This window comes from Empedobacter sp. ULE_I140 (assembly GCF_053482575.1).
On the sequence record NZ_JBQMTX010000001.1, the window covers coordinates 961,377 to 976,644 of the forward strand.

A 15,268-nucleotide genomic window follows, 5' to 3' on the forward strand; every position below is an offset into this window, starting at 1 on the left:
ATATATTCATTTGAAAGCCTCTATTTTAGAGGCTTTTTTAGTTCAATATTTTCTCATAACAAACACTTTCTTCGATGTCTTTGTATTGATCGTAATTTTCGATTCTTGTGTAATCACATCGTTCATACAACGAGATTGCTTCGGGTTGTTTCAATCCAGTTTCCAAAATACATCGTTCATAATTTAATTCGATTGCCCAATTTTCTAACTCATTCAGAACTTTAGCTGCAATTCTATTTCCTCTAAAATCAGGATTTACATACATTCTTTTCACTTCCATCGTTGTATCATAATAATGTTTTATAGCGCCACAACCAACAGGATTTTCGTTTAAATAGGCGATAGCAACGTGATTTATTTTGTCAACTTTATTGTATTGCGAAAAGAAAGAATGAAATTCGCCATTTCTTATCGCTAAATCTTTATCTAATTCTGTTACCAATTCTTGAAAATCTTTGTTAGAAGAATTTGTTCGAATGATTTTTACTGAATTCATTTTATTGCTTTTCCTCAAATTTAATAAAACTTAAGTTTTTTTTGTAACGCTAAATTCTATTTTGTTCTGCAGTTTTTTCCGCTTGTTTCGCTTCTTTTACTTTCTGGTTTCCGAAATTGTATTTCAAATTCAACATAAAATATTGTGTATCGCGATAATCTTTGAAATATTGATTTTGGTTTGCGTATTTCGTAGAAATCGTATTGCGATCAGTTTTAAAAATATCATTGAAAACCAAACCAATTTCAAAACGTTTATCCCATATTTTTTTGTTTAAAATCAAATAGGTGTTTTGAGAAGAACTAATATCAAATGAAGCTTGAATAGCTGGGGAATTATAATGATATCCTGTCGAAATATTAAATGTTTTTGCTTTGTCTAAATCAAATTGAGTGCTCAATGAAAGGTGATAAAAAAAGACATCGTTTTTGTATTGCAGATTATCTGGCCCAAAATAATAGTTTTGATTATATTCTCCCATTGTAAATAAATTCAGTTTCCACCACGATTTTAGATTAAAATTTTTCGAAAGATTTGCTCCAAAAGCTTCTCCATTTTTGATGTTTGTAAAATGATAAACTGTTTCGAAAGTTTCAGGATTTTGAATAGAAATTTCCATCGTTGGATTTTTCTCGTATCGATAATAGGCTTCAAAATTCCAATCTTTCAAAGTGTAAGATAAACTCAAATTGTGGATAATCGTAGAAATCGCATTGGCATCGCCCTGAAAATAAGAAAACAGATTGTAATATGATTTTGAAGGATTCAAGAAATTATAATCTGGTCGATCAATTCTTTTTCCATAATTCAAACCAATTTGTCCAGCATTTTCAAAATTATATAGTACATATAAAGTTGGAAAAAGATCGGTATTTGTTCGTTTATTTTGGCTAATTGGATTATCAGAAATCGTATTTATAAGAGCTGTTTCAGATCTCAAACCAGCTTTTGCTTCCCATTTTTTCCATTTGTAATTTCCAGAAATATACAACGCAAAAATCTGTTCTTTGTAATCAAAAATATTACTTTTTTCGGGGTGATATTCGATTTGATTTTGAATCGACTCAAAGAAATCTAAATCATTATCATTCTTCACAAAACTATATTTCGCTCCAGCTTCCAAACCATAATTTTCTTCGGTCAAGCTATAATCAATTTGTGTAGAAAATAGATTCAATTTTTGAAGTGCCGCGCTCAAAAAACGATTTTCTTCATAAGGTTTATCCTTGAAATTCAATTTTGTTAAAACATCTTGATTTTCTTTGTAATAAGGATGACTAAAATTGTTGCTCCACGTCAAATTATGTTGCCCAAATTTTTTGTCATAAACCAAATATGTATTAAAATTATTTGAAGATTCGCGACGATGATTTTGTGTTTTATAAAATGATTCAAGTTGATTATTTGTTGTATTGTAAATATTCGTCGGAACGTTATAATTTCCAATTGATGCAGGATTTCTTGAACCATTTATTCCAAACTGAAAATTCTGTAAACTATCGATTGAATATTGAGAAGCAAAGTTGTAAATATGTTGTTGTTTCGCGACTGTTCGGCGAATCATGTCACTTTCCCAGCGGGTTTGATCTTTTTCATAAATTGTTACATCAAAATTCTTGCGAATATATTTTCCATTCACAAAATAATAACTTCCTGTCAATTGCCATTTTTCTGTGTTGTAAGATTGCGAAGTTCCCAACATTCCTTTGCTATAAATCGATTGATGATAGCGTGTCGCAATTTGTCCTTTGTAACCAGAAAGTACATTTTTCTTCATTTTAATGTTAATAATCGCACTTCCCGAAGCCTCATATTTTGCAGGCGGATTGGTAATGACTTCAACCGAAGAAACTGTGGCACCATCTGTATTTTCTAACAATTGTTTCAAATCATCTTGGGACATTAGTGTTTTTTTATCATTTATAGTAACCAAAATTTGTGTATTTCCTCTTACACTTAATTGATCATTTTTTAGAAGAACATTTGGTGTATTTTTTACGATGTCCCAAGCACTTAAATTTTGCAAAGGCGTATTTTCGACATTAAATTCTATTCGATCAATTTTTCGTTTCAATAAAGGTTTTTGACCAGAAATAACAACGTCTTTTAAGTTAATTGTTTCATCTTTTTGAAGCGTAATAATCAAAGAGTTTTCTGAGTTAGCTTGATATGTCTTTTCAAATTCTTGGTAACCAAATTCTTTAATGTAAATTGTAAATGATTGTGCTTGATGAAGCTCAAAATTAAATTCGCCATTTTCATTCGATTCAGTTACAATCGGATCTTGTGAAGGAATTTCAACTTCAATAGAACTGTTTTTGATTGGTTGATTTTGTTCATCTATAATTTTTCCAGAAATAATTTGTGCAAAAATTAAATTAGGAAGTAATAAAAAAAAGGTCATTACTATTTTCATGGTTCAGATTTTTAACAAATCTCTTTCAAGTTTCGATTTTACTTGGTTAATGAACGGTTAACGATGAGTTAATGTGTAATTTATGTGCGAAAACAATGTATTTTTGAATTGATGGAAAGCTTATGAAATTATCTAAAAAACATTATACATTTATTTTCTCTTTTGCATTGATCGTTTTGGTTGCATTGCAAGGGTATTATATCTACAATTTGTATCGATTGATTGAGAAAGATATGAATAAAGAGGCGTGTGAAATTGGAGTTAAAGTGATGAATTTTATGTCAAAATATGAAACAGATTCTAATGATGATAAGATTTTAGATTATTTCAAAAAACTGAATCATGATGAAAAAAAACAGTTTGATGAATTACAAATAATTCGAACGAAAGTAGATTATAATTATGAGATTTATACGCCAATTGTAGATTCTCTATTAGACGTTTATTCTAAGGAAAATAATTTTGAAATAGCGCTTCGTACAGATGTTTATTCGGTTTATGATGAATTGAATCATAAAGAATTATTGCCAAAGAAAAAGTATGTGATTTACGAAACGACAAATAAAATTGCGAAACCAACTAATATTAATCAAAGTGTTTGGTCATCGGATGATATTAGTAATCAAACAGATTCTGATTTAGGAATTAATAAAAATGAACGTCATAAATATAAAATTAGAGGAAAGACAGATTTTGAATTACTGAATTTGAAATTTTTAATTCTCAAGAAAATTATTCCTTTAATCATTGTGAGTTTGTTGATTGTTGGATTAATTGTCTTTTTGTATTGGAAAAGTCTTAAAAATTTATCGAAACAAGAAGAAAAAATCAATCAATTACATTTGACAATAGACTCTATTGCGCATGAATTGAATACGCCAATTACGACGATGAAATTTGCTTTGCATCAAGTTCAACATCCAGAAACGCAACAAATGATGAACAGACAAATTAATCGTTTGGAGCAAACTGTTGATTCTATTTTTGTGAAAAATGACGAAAATTCTGAATTGTTAGATGAGGTTATTTTGAATGAAATTATCCAAAAGATTCAACTTCAATATCCAGAAATTAAACTTATTAATCAAAGTATTTTCGAGAAAAATAATGTACTGAAAACAAACGATTTTAAACAAATTGCTCAGAATTTAATTGAAAATTCAGTCAAATATGGAGCTACTGAAATTGTATTAGATTTTAAATTTCAAAAAAAAATAACATTGAATTTTTCGGATAATGGAATTGGAATTCCAACCAATGATTTGCCTCTTATTTTTGATAAATATTATCGTGTGAATCGTTCTATTAACCAAAATGTAAGCGGTTTGGGTGTTGGATTATTTTTGGTCAAGAATACAATCGAACGATATTTAGGAACAATTAACGTTCAGAATAATAAAGACAAAGGTGTTCAATTTTTAATCATTTTGCCGAATGAAAACTAAATTAATTTTAGTAGAAGATGATCAAGATTTGGGAACTGTTCTCAAACAATATCTAGAATTTTCTGATTTTGAAGTGACTTGGTTTGATCATCCACAAAAACTATTGAAGGAAATAGAATCGTTGGAATCAGCTCAATTAATCATTTTTGATGTCATGTTACCCGAAATTGATGGTTTTTCTTTGGCGAAAAAATTAGCCGAAACCATTACAATTCCATATTTATTTTTGACTGCTAAGGCGCAAAGTTTTGATCGTGTTTTAGGTTTGAAATTAGGTGCAGATGATTATATCACAAAACCTTGCGATCCTGAAGAATTGGTCTTGCGAATAAAAAATATTTTGAAACGAAATCAACCTGTTTTAGAAGAATTGATCAAAATTGGAGCTTATGTTTTTCTTCCAAATCAATTGCAATTATCTTATCAAGAAGAAAAATTTCAGTTAACAGAAAAAGAAGCAGAATTGTTGAGTTTCTTGATTCAGAATAATCAAAAATTAGTGAGTCGTAAAGAGATTTTAGAAAAAATTTGGGGTGAAAACGATTATTTTATGGGTAGAAGTTTGGATGTTTTTATGACACGTTTGCGCAAATATTTTCAGAACGACGAAATGATAAAATTTGAATCTGTTCGAGGTATTGGTTTTAAAATTAATTTTCCACTCTAAAAAAATAAAGCTGAACAGAAGTCCAGCTTTAATAACAAACAATTGAATTCTAAATTCAGTAAAGGGAACCGAATTTTATAAATGGATTTTTATATTCCTTGAGCAATCATAGCATCGGCAACTTTTACGAAACCAGCTATATTAGCGCCTTTGTAATAATTTATATTTTCTTGAAATTCACCTTTTCCATATTTTTTACATTGGTGATGAATTTTTATCATAATTTCTTTTAATCGATAATCTACTTTTTCTCTGTTCCAATTTTGACGGATCGAATTTTGAGACATTTCCAATCCAGAAGTTGCAACACCACCAGCATTCGCAGCTTTTCCAGGACCGTATAAAATTTGATGATCCAAAAAATAATGAACCGCTTCGGGAGTTGTTGGCATATTAGCACCTTCGGCAACCAATTTGCAACCATTGAGATGTAAAGTTTGCGCATCTTGTAAATCCAATTCGTTTTGTGTTGCACATGGCAAAGCTATATCACAAGGAACTTTCCAAGGATTTTGGTCGGAGAAAAATTTAGCGTTTGGATAATAATCAACATACTTTGAAATTCTATCGTAATCATCATTCTTAATTTTGAAAATGACATTTAGTTTTTCTGTATCAAAACCGTCTTCATCATAAATATATCCAGAAGAATCAGAAAGTGTAACCACTTTTGCGCCTAATTCCAGAGACTTTTCAGCAGCATATTGTGCAACATTTCCAGAACCAGAAATAGAAACTGTTTTTCCTTTTAAGGTTTCTTTTTTTTCGGCTAACATACATTCTACAAAATATAATAAACCATAACCAGTAGCTTCTGGGCGAATCAAAGAGCCACCATATTCTAATCCTTTTCCAGTTAAAACACCTGTAAATTCGTTTCGCATTCGTTTGTATTGACCAAATAAATAACCAATTTCTCGTCCTCCAACGCCAATATCACCAGCAGGAACATCGACATCTGCACCAATATGACGAGATAATTCGCTCATAAAAGATTGGCAGAAGCGCATAATTTCCATGTCCGATTTTCCTTTTGGATCAAAATCAGAACCACCTTTTCCGCCACCCATAGGTAAAGTTGTCAAGCTGTTTTTGAAAACTTGTTCAAAAGCTAAGAATTTAAGAATAGAAAGATTAACAGATGGATGAAAGCGCAAACCACCTTTATAAGGACCAATCGCAGAATTCATTTGTACACGATAACCTTTGTTGATTTGGATTTCGCCTTTATCATCAACCCAAGTTACTCTAAATTGAATAATACGTTCTGGTTCTGCAATTCTTTCAAGAATTTTGAACTTTTTGTATTTAGGGTTTTCTTCTACAAATGGTAAAATGGTTTCGGAAACTTCTTCAACTGCTTGTAAAAATTCTTTTTCGTTAGGGTTTTTTGATTTAATTCTTTGAATGAATTTTTCTGAGTAAAATAAAGTATCCATGCTATTTGTGTTTTATTGTTGATAAAATTATAATAAATAACAAATAAAATAATATATTTTTTAAATCAAACTTTTAATATTTATGAATTTGATAATTTCGAATACTTAGAATATATAGGTTGATAATTTTTGAAACAAAAAAAGCAGGAAAATTTCCTGCTTAATAAATTTTGTATTTTTATTCAGTTTAAGACAAGACTTATTTTTTAAAAAATCCACCCAATAAACTCATGGCATCTCCAATTCCTAATTGTCCATCACCATCCTGATCTAACAATTTTTCGAAACCACCTAAATTTACTCCACTTTGGTTTGTTTGAGTTGTAGAACCACCAACTAAACCGCCTAATAAACCAGCAATTCCATTTGAATCTAATCCAGCAGACTGTTTTTGTTTACCCAAATAGCCCATTACAATTGGTGCAACTAACGCTAAAATTTGAGTAACTTGTGCTGTATTCAATCCAGATTGTTGAGAAATTGCAGATTCTACATTTTGTTGTTTATTTCCTAAAACGTGACCTAAAATTCCTAATCCATCTTGTTGATTTCCTCCTTGACCTAAAAATCCAGAAAGATTATCCAAAATGCTCCCGTCATGTTGATTTAAAGCATTCGAAATTCCTTCAGCACCTCCGCCTTGTGCATTTTTATTTAAAGCAGACAATAAAAAAGGTACAGCTGCTGCAACAGCAGTTTGAGCTTGAGATTCATTAATCCCTAATTGTTTTGCAGCAGAACCAACAATTTGTTGTCCCATTGCACCCTGAATTAAATTTGTAAAGTCCATAAGTTTATATTATTTACTCAAATATACTATTTTTAACAGATTAATTCAGATTAATATTAAGAGTCCTACAAAGTATTTCTATTTTTGTACAATCAATTTTGTAAATGAAACAAATAAATCTTTTTTTAGTAATCATTATTGCGGTTTTGGCTTTATTGCCAATCGTTTTACCAAGTCGTTTCGATGAAGAAATGCAATATGAATTTGATGCCCCTGTTGGTTTGGTGTACGACGAATTTTATAATCTTCGTCAATTTTCGAAATGGCAACAATTTACAGCTGCGGATTCTTTGACAATCAAGAAATTTTCTAATACAAAAGAAGAGGACGAAAATTATATGATTTGGGATTCTGAAGATGCTTCAATTGCTTCTGGAAAAGTAACGATTGAAAATTTTTCGATAAATCGTTTCGTCAATTATACGATAAAGTATGATGGTTGGGAAAAATTAGATAGTCTTAATGTTAAATTTGAACAACAAGAAAATGGGAAAACAACTGCAAAATTGAATTATTTAAGTCAAGAAATTCCTTATTTCTACCGCTATTTTGCTTTTTTCAAAAATCCTGAATCTAAATTTGAAAAATCTTTGGATAACCTCAATCAAAAAGTGAAAGTTAGATTAGATAAGGATCAAAAAGAAGGTCGATTGAATTATGGTGAATATCGAATTGTAGAATTAGGTCGAACAAATTTATTAGCAATTCGTAAACAGTCAAGTTTAGCAGAAAAAGATATAATGGCTAAAGTGGATGGCGCTTTTGAGGTGATTTATAAATCATTAATGAATAAAGATGAAGGTGGTTTTGATTTCGATCTAGGTTTCCCATATGTCTATTTTACTGATTTTGATAAAGAAAAAGATAAGACAACATTTTTTGCTGGAATACAATTAATAGAAGATTTGCCTTTGCAAAAAGAGATGAAAAAAGTGGTTGTTCCTGGTGGAGATTATTTGTTGACATTGCATTTAGGACCTCGTTCTAAGCGTGCGAAAACAATCGAAAAAATGAAGAATTATGCAAAATCTAAAAAACTACAATTGGATACAAAACAATTAGAGATTATGTTAAACGATCCGAAGGAAACTGATAGTTTAAAACTAATTTCTCGAATTTATATTCCAATTAAGAAACAATAAATACTTAAGAATTAACAATTTTTAAAGTACACTTAGCCACAGAAATGTGGCTTTTTTTGTATTTTTGCAACTTCTTACAAACGAACATGGACAAAGATTTTATTGAAGTTTACGGTGCACGTGAACATAATCTGAAAAATATTGATGTAAAGATTCCTCGAAACGAACTTGTGGTAATCACGGGTTTAAGTGGTAGTGGAAAATCTTCGTTGGCTTTTGACACGATTTATGCAGAAGGACAACGTCGTTATATCGAAACTTTTTCGGCTTATGCGCGTCAATTTTTAGGTGGTTTGGAACGTCCAGATGTTGATAAAATTGATGGTTTGTCACCAGTTATTGCAATTGAGCAAAAAACGACCAATAAAAATCCGCGTTCTACTGTTGGTACAATTACAGAAATTTATGACTTTCTTCGTTTGTTGTATGCGCGTGCTTCTACGGCTTTTTCTGTTGAAACAAACGAACAAATGGTTGCTTATACAGAAGAGCAAATCATTGAGTTGATTCGTACACAATATAGCGGAAAGAAAATTGCGATTTTAGCACCAATTGTACGTTCAAGAAAAGGTCATTATCGTGAGGTTTTTGTGACATATTCTAAAAAAGGTTTTCTTGAAATGCGCATTGATGGCGAGTTGAAAGATATTGTACCAGGAATGATGTTAGATCGCTACAAAACGCATGATATTGAGTTGATTGTGGATAAAATGTTGCTGAATGATAAGGTAAACGATCAACGTTTGCGTTCAAGTATCGATCATGCAATGCAGCAAGGAAACGGAATTACGATGATTTTGGATTACGAAACCAATGAAACGAAGTTCTTTTCTCGTTCGTTAATGTGCCCATCGACAGGAATGTCATATGCGTTGCCAGAACCGAATACATTTTCGTTCAATTCGCCAAAAGGAGCTTGTCCAACTTGTACAGGTCTAGGTGAGTTGAAAGTGGTTAATCACGAAAAATTATTTCAAGATAGCGAAAAATCGTTGTTTGATAATTTGGAAGAATTATTTGAAGCGTTAAAATCATCTTCTCGAATAGAAAAACAATTGGAAGCGATTTTTGTCAAACATAATGTAGATCAAAAAGTAGCATTCAAAAAACTTCCTCAAGCATTGATTGATGATGTAATGAATGGTTTGAAAGAAACCTTGAATGTTGATCTTAAGTTTGCATCAGTCAAAAAAACATATAAAATTGATTTTGAAGGATTGAATGAATTTCTTTCTGAAATAATGGAAGATAAAAATAATCCGTCTTCAAGTTCGATTAGCAAAAAGTTTGGAAAGAAAGTTATTTGTCCAACTTGCGAAGGAAAACGCCTTAAAAAAGAATCGCTTTTCTTCCGAATTGACAATAAAAATATTGGAGAAGTTGCAGAAATGGATCTTCAATCGTTGCAAAAATGGATTGAAAATGCGCCAGTTTCGATGACGTCGAATCAACAACAAATTGCGCACGAGATTCTGAAAGAAATTTATACACGTTTATCTTTTTTATTAGACGTCGGATTAGATTATTTGAGTCTTAATCGTTCTTCGAGAACCCTTTCTGGAGGCGAAGCGCAGCGAATTCGTTTGGCAACTCAAATTGGTTCTCAACTGGTAAATGTGTTGTATATTTTAGATGAGCCAAGTATTGGTTTGCATCAACGCGATAATGTCAGATTGATTGATTCGTTGAAGAAATTACGCGATATCGGAAATTCGGTTTTGGTTGTAGAACACGACAAAGACATGATCTTGGAATCGGATTATGTGGTTGATGTTGGACCAAAAGCAGGAAAAAATGGTGGTCAAATTGTTTGGGAAGGTGAGCCGGAACAAATGTTGAAATCAAATACATTAACATCAAAATACTTAAACAATCAGTTACAAATCGAAATTCCAAAAGAACGAAGAAAAGGTAATGGATTAGAATTGAAACTTTTTGGTGCATCAGGAAATAATCTAAAAAATGTAAATCTTACCATTCCTTTGGGTGAATTGGTTGTGGTTTCGGGTGTTTCGGGTTCTGGAAAATCAACGTTGATTAATGAAACATTGTACAGAATTCTGAATCAACATTTCTTTAGAGCAGAAAAAGATCCAATGCCTTACAAAAAAATCGAAGGTTTAGAACATTTGGATAAAGTAATCGAAGTTGATCAATCGCCAATTGGTCGTACGCCTCGTTCTAATCCTGCAACTTATACGGGAATTTTCTCTGATATTCGTACGTTGTTTACAAATTTACCTGAAGCGAAAATTAGAGGTTATAAACCTGGACGTTTTTCATTTAATGTAAAAGGTGGACGTTGCGAAACTTGTCAAGGAGCAGGTTTGCGTGTAATTGAAATGAATTTTTTACCTGATATTCATGTTGAATGTGAAACATGTAATGGAAAACGATTTAACCGCGAAACGTTGGAGGTTCGCTATAAAGGAAAATCGATTTCGGATGTGTTAGAAATGACGGTAAATGAAGCGGTAGAATTCTTTGAAGCAATTCCGAAAATATATCGTTATGTAAAAATGTTGCAAGATGTAGGTTTGGGGTACATCACGCTTGGTCAGCAGTCGACAACATTGAGTGGAGGAGAAGCGCAACGTGTGAAATTAGCAACAGAATTGGCAAAAAAACAGACAGGAAAAACAATTTATATTTTAGATGAACCGACAACAGGTTTGCATTTCGAAGATGTAAATGTGTTGATGAAAGTGATTAATAAAATTGTGGAATTTGGAAATACGGTTATCATCATCGAGCATAATTTAGATGTGATAAAGTTGGCTGATTATGTGATTGATATTGGTCCTGATGGTGGAGGTAAAGGAGGTAAAATTGTCGCCGAAGGAACACCAGAAGAAATTGCTAAAAATTCTAAAAGTGTGACAGGAAAATTTTTAAAAGACGAATTGAAATAAATATAAAAAAATCCATCTAAAAACTTTAGATGGATTTTTTATGACTTATAATCCGATTGAAACGCCCATAAAAGGTTGTAATCCTGAAGAAAATATACTTTCGTTTTCTTTGTATAAAACATTGTACATCACACCAGCTTGAAATCTTACTGGTCCACTCGATTGATATCCAGCTCCCAACCATAACGCAGATTCGTCCATGTTAGCTTCATAAATACTGTTGTAATATGGCGTACGATCGTTGTATTTTTGTTTTCCTGTGTAGTACATATAATTGGCTCTCAAGAAAATATTTTCGATTGGAAAAAAGTTAATGTAAGGACCAACATTAAACAAATTTTGTTTTACATAATCATCTTTTGCATACTGATAGCCAGCTGTCGCACCCAATTCTAAATTGTTTGCAACCATGTATCCAACACTTGGAGAAATATTAAATCCAAAATAACTATTATTCCCAAAAGATAGTCCCAAACCACCACCGAAACGCCAATTGTCATTAAGTGTTTGATTTTGATTTGTTTGAGAAAAAGAAGTATTGCTTAGGGTTAAAGAAATGATAAATAAAAGAAACTTTTTCATAGAAATTTAATTAATTTTTAACTTTTAAAAATGGCTCTAATTGAAAAAACCACTATAAATTTGTCTTATCAAAAATAGTAATTCTGTTTTTAAGTAAACATCATTATTTATTTTAAGTTAATTCGAGTCGTTCATAGTTTTTAATTATAAAAGAATAGAAATAAGATTTAATAAATCTATAATTCATTCATTTTCTGGTTTTATATTTGCATTAGTAAAGTTAATCAAATAGACAATATAAAATTTAATCATATGAAATTATTATCGCCAGAAAAAAAGCAAAAAATCGCTGATATTTTAATTAAATTATTAGCTGATGAACATATTTTATACTTAAAAACAAGAAATGCACATTGGAATGTAGAAGGTCCTGATTTTCAGACAATACATGTGTATTTTGAATCGTTATATAACGAGTTACAAATTGTTATAGATGATGTTGCAGAAAAAATTCGTCAAAAAGATGTTTATGCACCAGCAACTATGGCAGAGTATTTGCAGTTAGCTCACTTATCAGAAACAAGAAAAACTGAAAACAAAGATAGTTTAAGTTTTATTGCTGATTTACTACACGATCACGAAGTTATTATTGACTTTTTGGCGCAGGCTGTAGTAGAAATTGATGAATTTCATGATATCTCAACTTCGGATTTCTTAGTTGGTTTATTAGAACAACATCAAAAAACTGCTTGGATGCTTGGATCGCATCTAAAATAAAGTTGAACATTATTTTACTTCATAAGTTTTTAGTGTTAATTCATATTAGTGTTAATTAGGTTGAGCCTTGGATTTATCCAAGGCTTCAGCTTTTTATGACGGTTTGTAATTAACCTTCTACTTCTTTTATTTCTGCATCAGCAGCATTTGTTTTTACAGAAGCAATTCCATTTTTAGCGCCAGATTCAGTTTCGTACGATTGGCTTGTCCCAATTACTTGTCCATTTGTTGCCTTTAAATTGAAATGCCATTTACCAGAAGCACCTTCTTTTAATTCGTATTTAGAATCATCTTGCGAATTTTTGCGAACAGATTCAATTCCGTTTTCGCAGCTTGCTTTTTGTTTATAACCTTCGCTTGCCAAAATATTTTGTCCATTTTTAGCTTTCAAACGAAAACGATATTCTCCTGCTTTGTCTTGATAAATTTCGAACATAATTTAATTTTTTATAAATATTTTATTTTGTTGATTGATATAAATTTATAAAAATTATTTGATAATTATCAATCTATAAAATATTTACAAAAAAAATCCTGAAAAATTATTTCAGGATTTCTATTTCTTATTGAATTCTTTTTAAATCGTCAATATTATGTTTGTGCATATAAAGAGGAATGTGTTCTATAACAACGTCGTTCTTTTCTAGACCAAAAGATTTCGGAATGTTGAATTCTATTTTCTTTAATAAATAATAAACTTTTAGTGTGAAAAATTCTTTCATACTTAATTTGGTTTCAATTGAAGGAAATTTCTCAATCAAAACAAATTTCATGTCAGGATCTTGATTGTATTTTTTCAAACAGGTACTCAGGTATTTTAATTCTAATTCTCCATTTGCATACATATCGTTGATTACTTTTTTGATATATTGTTCTGTTTTTGGTTGAACTCTAAATCCTACATTAAATGTAATTCGATATATTTTTTGATCGACAATTGGCAATATTTTATAACTCAACGTATAGGGTTCACTATCTCGGTTAATGTTTACAAACCAATAAACATCTGCACGTTTTGGGCGTTTTGATAAAATAGATTGAATACTGTATTTTTCGATATTTTTTGGATTCGTAGATTTCGTTAAGTAAAACAAGAAAGTCGAGTATTTATTGATTGTTTTATCTTCGCTCAATTCTGTTAATACATTTGCGTAGCGCTTTATTTTTACGAATTCTAAGTTTCGTGAATTAAGAATTTTTCCGTAAAAACTACAATACATTATTACAAAGAACAGCCATCCCATTAATAATGCTAAATAGCCACCATCAACAAATTTGACAACATTTGCTACGAAAAATGAAGATTCTATTGCTACGAAAATCGACAAAATTGCCACAATAAATACTTTGTTGAATTTTGTATAATAATTAAGATAATAGGATAACAAGAAAGTCGTCATTAACATGGTAACCGTTATGGCAAGACCGTAGGCGGCTTCCATATGGGACGAATCTCGGAAATATAGAACGATAAAGACACAGCCAGCCCATAACATAAAATTGATTGTAGGAATATAAACTTGGCTTTTGTGTTCGTTTGGTTGAATAATTAATGTTCTTGGCCAGAAACCTAAGTTAATTGCTTCATTGATTAATGTAAAAGATCCTGTAATCAAAGCTTGTGATGCAATAATAGCTGCACCTGTGGCAATACAAATTCCAGGGATCAAGAACCAATCTGGCATCATTTCGTAGAAAGGATTTCTACCGTCTAACATAGGGTTGTCTTGGTGCATTAACCAAGCTGCTTGCCCTAAATAGTTTGTTACTAAACAAATTTTAACGTACAACCAACTAATTCTAATGTTTTTTCGACCACAATGTCCTAAATCGGAGTATAATGCCTCAGCACCTGTTGTACACAAGAATACAGCACCAAGAATCCAGAATCCGTGAGGATAATTCATTAACAAGTTATACGCGTAATAAGGGTTTAATGCTTTGATGATACTTGGATGATGTACGATATGTAAAACTCCTAAGCCTAGAAGCATTGTAAACCATAAAACCATAAATGGTCCAAATATTTTTCCTACTTTATTTGTTCCAAATCGTTGGAAGAAAAATAACATCGAAAGGATAAAGATGACAATAGGTATAGTAGGTAGATTTTCGAGTCCGTTTAGCATTCGTAGTCCTTCAACAGCAGAAGAGACGGAAACGGGGGGGGTGATAATTCCATCGGCGAGCAAAGCAGAAGCTCCAATGATGGTTGGAATAATTAGGTTTTTACCTTTTTTCTTGATTAATGAATACAAAGAAAAAATTCCTCCTTCGCCATCATTATCCGCTTTTAGTGTCAACCATACATATTTGATAGAAGTCTGAAAACACAAAGTCCAAAAAACACATGATACGCCTCCGTAGACAATGCTCTCTTCAATCACGCGATTCTCGCCAATTATCGCTTTCATTACATATAAAGGACTTGTTCCAATATCACCGTAAATGATTCCAAATGCGATTAAGAGCGTTGCCGCTGTTACTTTGTTCATCGTATGGTTTGATTCCATAAGCAGTATTTTAAAATTTCTACGAATGTATGCCGTTGAAAAGAGATTAAACAATCTTATTTATTTATAATACAAAACCAACATTATACTTATTTTCGATACTAATTATAGCGTATTTTTACACTACTACAGTCGGTTTTTTATTAATG

At 31.1% G+C, this 15,268-nt stretch carries 12 protein-coding genes; 5 read left to right on the plus strand and 7 right to left on the minus strand.

Going from position 1 to position 15,268, the window contains the following annotated elements; all coding sequences use genetic code 11:
* Positions 1 to 37: 37 nt before the first annotated feature.
* Together ACTS9J_RS04610 and ACTS9J_RS04615 are read right to left on the minus strand one after the other, a co-directional pair.
* A complete protein-coding gene (locus tag ACTS9J_RS04610) occupies positions 38 to 496 on the minus strand; it encodes a GNAT family N-acetyltransferase (RefSeq protein ID WP_448352924.1) in 459 nt (152 codons plus the stop codon).
* Positions 497 to 545: 49 nt separating this feature from the next.
* Positions 546 to 2,912 (minus strand): outer membrane beta-barrel family protein, encoded by a 2,367-nt coding sequence (locus ACTS9J_RS04615; RefSeq protein ID WP_448352925.1) that lies wholly within the window; start codon positions 2,910 to 2,912, stop codon positions 546 to 548.
* 122 nt (positions 2,913 to 3,034) lie between these two features.
* Between ACTS9J_RS04615 and ACTS9J_RS04620 the strand changes: the two genes are divergently transcribed.
* Positions 3,035 to 4,357 carry a sensor histidine kinase gene (locus ACTS9J_RS04620; RefSeq protein ID WP_125350246.1) on the plus strand — a complete coding sequence of 441 codons (1,323 nt, stop codon included), beginning with the start codon at positions 3,035 to 3,037 and terminating at the stop codon, positions 4,355 to 4,357.
* Complete coding sequence (locus ACTS9J_RS04625) at positions 4,347 to 5,024, plus strand: response regulator transcription factor (RefSeq protein WP_125350247.1); 678 nt, start codon at positions 4,347 to 4,349, stop codon at positions 5,022 to 5,024. Before ACTS9J_RS04620 ends, ACTS9J_RS04625 begins: the two co-directional genes overlap by 11 nt.
* Before the next feature lie 89 nt (positions 5,025 to 5,113).
* Here ACTS9J_RS04625 and gdhA read toward each other — a convergent pair whose 3' ends face one another.
* Positions 5,114 to 6,463 carry an NADP-specific glutamate dehydrogenase gene (gene gdhA / locus ACTS9J_RS04630; protein WP_221854634.1) on the minus strand — a complete coding sequence of 450 codons (1,350 nt, stop codon included), beginning with the start codon at positions 6,461 to 6,463 and terminating at the stop codon, positions 5,114 to 5,116.
* A gap of 199 nt (positions 6,464 to 6,662) precedes the next feature.
* Entirely contained in the window at positions 6,663 to 7,253 is a 591-nt protein-coding gene (locus ACTS9J_RS04635) for a DUF937 domain-containing protein (RefSeq protein ID WP_180905983.1), read from the minus strand.
* Positions 7,254 to 7,357: 104 nt separating this feature from the next.
* Here ACTS9J_RS04635 and ACTS9J_RS04640 point away from each other — a divergent pair, with 104 nt between their 5' ends.
* Both ACTS9J_RS04640 and uvrA read left to right on the plus strand, forming a co-directional pair.
* Positions 7,358 to 8,395 (plus strand): GyrI-like domain-containing protein, encoded by a 1,038-nt coding sequence (locus tag ACTS9J_RS04640; RefSeq protein ID WP_448352926.1) that lies wholly within the window; start codon positions 7,358 to 7,360, stop codon positions 8,393 to 8,395.
* Between the two features lie 86 nt (positions 8,396 to 8,481).
* A complete protein-coding gene (gene uvrA, locus ACTS9J_RS04645) occupies positions 8,482 to 11,307 on the plus strand; it encodes an excinuclease ABC subunit UvrA (RefSeq protein WP_448352927.1) in 2,826 nt (941 codons plus the stop codon).
* Between the two features lie 45 nt (positions 11,308 to 11,352).
* Here the strand turns inward: uvrA and ACTS9J_RS04650 are convergent, their stop codons facing one another.
* Positions 11,353 to 11,889 carry a hypothetical protein gene (locus ACTS9J_RS04650; protein ID WP_448352928.1) on the minus strand — a complete coding sequence of 179 codons (537 nt, stop codon included), beginning with the start codon at positions 11,887 to 11,889 and terminating at the stop codon, positions 11,353 to 11,355.
* A gap of 252 nt (positions 11,890 to 12,141) precedes the next feature.
* Here ACTS9J_RS04650 and ACTS9J_RS04655 point away from each other — a divergent pair, with 252 nt between their 5' ends.
* Positions 12,142 to 12,606 (plus strand): Dps family protein, encoded by a 465-nt coding sequence (locus ACTS9J_RS04655; RefSeq protein ID WP_038336951.1) that lies wholly within the window; start codon positions 12,142 to 12,144, stop codon positions 12,604 to 12,606.
* 109 nt (positions 12,607 to 12,715) lie between these two features.
* On the opposite strand, the gene ACTS9J_RS04660 is transcribed toward ACTS9J_RS04655, so the two are convergent.
* Positions 12,716 to 13,042, minus strand: coding sequence for a YegP family protein (locus ACTS9J_RS04660; RefSeq protein WP_219035290.1), 327 nt, complete (start codon positions 13,040 to 13,042; stop codon positions 12,716 to 12,718).
* Positions 13,043 to 13,169: 127 nt separating this feature from the next.
* Complete coding sequence (locus ACTS9J_RS04665; RefSeq protein ID WP_221854639.1) at positions 13,170 to 15,119, minus strand: KUP/HAK/KT family potassium transporter; 1,950 nt, start codon at positions 15,117 to 15,119, stop codon at positions 13,170 to 13,172.
* Positions 15,120 to 15,268: the final 149 nt, after the last annotated feature.

Excerpts from the sequence above, each read along its gene's own strand:
- ACTS9J_RS04610 (WP_448352924.1), bottom strand. The coding sequence starts at position 496 with ATGAATTCAGTAAAAATCATTCGAACAAATTCTTCTAACAAAGATTTT.
- ACTS9J_RS04615 (WP_448352925.1), bottom strand. The coding sequence starts at position 2,912 with ATGAAAATAGTAATGACCTTTTTTTTATTACTTCCTAATTTAATTTTT.
- ACTS9J_RS04620 (WP_125350246.1), top strand. The coding sequence starts at position 3,035 with ATGAAATTATCTAAAAAACATTATACATTTATTTTCTCTTTTGCATTG.
- ACTS9J_RS04625 (WP_125350247.1), top strand. The coding sequence starts at position 4,347 with ATGAAAACTAAATTAATTTTAGTAGAAGATGATCAAGATTTGGGAACT.
- gdhA (WP_221854634.1), bottom strand. The coding sequence starts at position 6,463 with ATGGATACTTTATTTTACTCAGAAAAATTCATTCAAAGAATTAAATCA.
- ACTS9J_RS04635 (WP_180905983.1), bottom strand. The coding sequence starts at position 7,253 with ATGGACTTTACAAATTTAATTCAGGGTGCAATGGGACAACAAATTGTT.
- ACTS9J_RS04640 (WP_448352926.1), top strand. The coding sequence starts at position 7,358 with ATGAAACAAATAAATCTTTTTTTAGTAATCATTATTGCGGTTTTGGCT.
- uvrA (WP_448352927.1), top strand. The coding sequence starts at position 8,482 with ATGGACAAAGATTTTATTGAAGTTTACGGTGCACGTGAACATAATCTG.
- ACTS9J_RS04650 (WP_448352928.1), bottom strand. The coding sequence starts at position 11,889 with ATGAAAAAGTTTCTTTTATTTATCATTTCTTTAACCCTAAGCAATACT.
- ACTS9J_RS04655 (WP_038336951.1), top strand. The coding sequence starts at position 12,142 with ATGAAATTATTATCGCCAGAAAAAAAGCAAAAAATCGCTGATATTTTA.
- ACTS9J_RS04660 (WP_219035290.1), bottom strand. The coding sequence starts at position 13,042 with ATGTTCGAAATTTATCAAGACAAAGCAGGAGAATATCGTTTTCGTTTG.
- ACTS9J_RS04665 (WP_221854639.1), bottom strand. The coding sequence starts at position 15,119 with ATGGAATCAAACCATACGATGAACAAAGTAACAGCGGCAACGCTCTTA.